Here is a 3,269-nt window from a genome sequence, read left to right as displayed (position 1 = left end):
GAACGCGTAGCCGCCCGCGAGCAGCGCCCATCCCCGCGGCGACAGGAACCCCGACTCGGACCGGTGAGAGTCGTCCATGTCGGGCGGTCGTGGCCCCCGGACAAAGTGGTTGGCGTGGGTGAAACGCCGACTTGCGTCTTCCGTCGCCCCGTCTGTCCCGCCGAATTCGTCGACCCCGCGCCGAAGTCGCCGCCGACAGCGCCCGGCTCACTCGACGGCGATCGCCAGTTCGAACGGGTATGCCCCGTACTCGTCGGGGGTCTGCCCCGGAACGCCCCACGAGACACGGAACGTCCCTCGGCTCACGTACGTGTCCGCCGGGAGCGATTCCGGGACGGCGTACGTCGCGACCATCTCGTCGCTCGCGGTCAGCGACTCCAGCGCCTCGCCGTCGGATCGACGGGGCCGCGGCCCCTCGATCCCCTCGGTCTCGGCGATATCCAGCGACCGCCGCTTCCCGTCGTCGAACACCCAGAGAGCGCTCGGGAGCGCGCCCCGACTCGTGAACGTGTACGGCCCCTCGGCCTCGCCGTCGGCGCGCTCGGGGGCCGGTGCGACCGAGAGCGTGAACTCGCGGGCGGCGTCCTCGCTCGCGGCAACCGACACCGACACCGGAACTCGGTCGTACATCGACTCACCGACCCGGACGTCGTACACGGTGCCGTCGATCCGGTAATAGGGCGGCTCGTCGTACCCGGCCGCGAGGTCGCCGTAGGCGTCAGGCACCTCGGCGGCGAACAGTTGGCTGCGGTCGTCGCCCGGCAGCGCCGGCTTCCGGTGATCGGAGGCCAGCGCGCGCTCGAAGAACGTCACCACCGTGCCGTCGAGTTCGGACTCGTCGACGACCGGTCGGTCCCACATGTCGCCCTCGGTCAGCTCGCGCGCCGTGATCGCGTGTGGCGGCTCCGCGTTCTCGACCGCCGTCTCGATCCGAGAGAGTCCGCGTCCGTCCTCCAAGTAGTCGTACTCGTCGAGGAACTCGGCGACCGCCTCGGGGCGGTCACAGCGCCGGTACTCCCCTCGCGCCACGTTTGGCCCGTACGCCGTTAGCGCGTCGACGAACGTCTCGACCGCCGCCGAGTCGATGTCGTCGCGCTCCCGCGACTCCCGGAAGACCCGATCCTCGTCGTACTCGTCGGCTTCCTCGTCGGCAAGCTCCGCGGTGAACGTCGGCATCGCGTGTTCGAACACGTAGCGCGTCCCGTCGAGTTCGACGTACGGCTTCAGCTCGCCGCGGTCGTAGACGCGGAACTCGTCGACCGCCGAAAGGAGCGCGTTGTCGGGGTCGTCGGTCTCGAACCCGCCGTCGAGCGCCGCGTCGAGGGGGTCGCGCAGCGCGGCCGGGACCTCCGCCTCGGGGACCACGTGTTCCGGATCAACTCCCCGACTCGGCGAGGGCTCGTACGCGGTGACGACGTGCGGGACGGTCCGGAGCTCGACGTCGAGAGACGCGGTCGACCCGTCGCCCGACTGACCGCCGTCAGTTCCAGTCGGTCCGCCGTCGGTGCCGTTCGTCGAGGGGGCCACGCCGAGGTCGTCGCCGACGCACCCCGAGAGCGGGACGAGGGACGCGCCGGCCGCGGAGAGGAGGGCTCTGCGGTCCATAGTCGGGATTTCGCGACGAGCGGTAAAACGTTTCCGCGGGGTTCTGGGTCTCGAGGCGGCGACTCCGGGTTCAGGGCGTGATGACGGCTCGGCCGTCGATCTCCCGGTGTTCGAGCTTCTCGGCGACGGCGTTGATCTCGCCGAGGTCGTACCGGCTCGTGTGGAGGTCGACGTCGCCCTGCTCAACGAGCGCGACGAGTTCCTGAAGCTCCGCGTACCGGCCGACGATGTTGCCGACGAAGGAGAACTCGCCGTTCACCAGCGCCTGCGATGGCTCGTGGACGTGCCCGCCGTAGCCGATGATGTGGTGGTCGCCGCCGGCGGCGGTGATCTCGGGCGCGTAGGCGGTCGTCACGTCCTCGCCGACGAAGTCGAGCACCTGCGCCGCCCCCGTCCCGTCCGTGATCGCTTCTATCTCGGCGGCGACGTCGTCGTCGGTTGGGTTCACGAGGAAGTCGGCCCCGTACCCCTCCGCGAGGTCGAGTGCCGAGTCCTTCAGGTCGACCGCCGTGATCTGTGCCGCGCTCATCGCGTCGAGACACTGAAGGCCGATATGGCCGAGTCCGCCGACGCCGATGACGACGGCGTGGTCGCCGGGGTTCAGTTCCCCGACCGCCTTCTTAGCCGCGTGGTACGCGGTGATGCCGGCGTCGGCGTGCGGCGCGATGTCGATCGGTTCGACCCCGCTCGGCAGCGGGATCACCGAGCGCTCGCTGGTGTGGAGGTACTCGGCGAAGCCGCCGTCCGTGGTGAGCCCGTTGAACGCGTCGTTCTCGCAGTACATCGTCTCGCCGAGCCGGCAGGGACGGCAGGTGCCGCAGGTCTGGACCGGGTGACAGATCACCGGGTCGCCCGGGGAGACGAGGTCGACGTTGTCGCCCGTCTCGACGACCGTTCCGGCGTTCTCGTGGCCCAGCGTCATCGGGAGCTCCTGCGGGACGTACTCCGCCCACATCCCCTCGATAATGTGGTTGTCCGTCTGACACCATCCCGCCCCCTCGACCTCGACTATCACGTCGTCCGGTCCGGTCGCCGCCGGCCGGTCGACCTCGTCGATGGTGAGCCCCTCGCTCATGTCGTCCGTGTACTCGTGGAGCCTGGCTGCCTCCATGCGAACAGGGATCACACGGAATTCACATAAACGTTCGTCGCCGACTCACAGCAGCCGGTCGAACGCCCCGAGCGGAGGGAACCGGAGCGGCTCCCCGCCGTCGGGGTCGTACACGACGGGCGCGAGGGCGGCCGCGTCGTCGACGAGGGGAGAATTCAGTCCCCCGGTCGCCGCGTCGTTGACCGGGACGCCGGCGGCGAGCCGGGTGAACGCGGGCAACAGCAGCACGTCGGCACCGCGGTACGTGCCGGCACCGCGGAGGAAGCAGGGCCGGCGGTCGCCGTCGATCTCGATCGTCGGGTGGACGTGCCCGATCACGTACCGGTCGGCCGTGACCGACGGCGGTTCGTGGCCGTGACAGATCACGGCGGTGCGCGTTTCAGGTTCGCCCGCACTGGTGCGACTCTCCAACCCGGCCGCGGCGGCCTCCTCGACGACGTACGCCTCCCGGACGGTCCCGCCCCACGCGTCCGCGAGCGCGGTGTCGTGGTTGCCGGCGACGAGTTCGAGGTCCGCCCCTCGATCCGAACACGCCTCGCGGAGCGCCTCCAAG

Annotated in this window: 2 protein-coding genes and 1 pseudogene; all 3 read right to left on the bottom strand. The window is 70.3% G+C overall.

Translation table 11 applies throughout. From position 1 onward, the window contains the following. Positions 1–207 precede the first annotated feature (207 nt). Entirely contained in the window at positions 208–1,605 is a 1,398-nt protein-coding gene (locus tag BN903_RS08565; RefSeq protein ID WP_048077351.1) for a hypothetical protein, read from the bottom strand. Positions 1,606–1,675: 70 nt separating this feature from the next. Beyond that, complete coding sequence (locus BN903_RS08560; protein WP_048077350.1) at positions 1,676–2,716, bottom strand: NAD(P)-dependent alcohol dehydrogenase; 1,041 nt, start codon at positions 2,714–2,716, stop codon at positions 1,676–1,678. Between the two features lie 45 nt (positions 2,717–2,761). Continuing rightward, positions 2,762–3,269 (bottom strand): annotated as a pseudogene (locus BN903_RS08555) (metallophosphoesterase); the annotation flags it as partial.

It is taken from the genome of Halorubrum sp. AJ67, assembly GCF_000513435.1.
The sequence above is the reverse complement of the archived record's forward strand: the minus strand, read 5'-3'. Positions and strand labels throughout refer to the sequence as shown.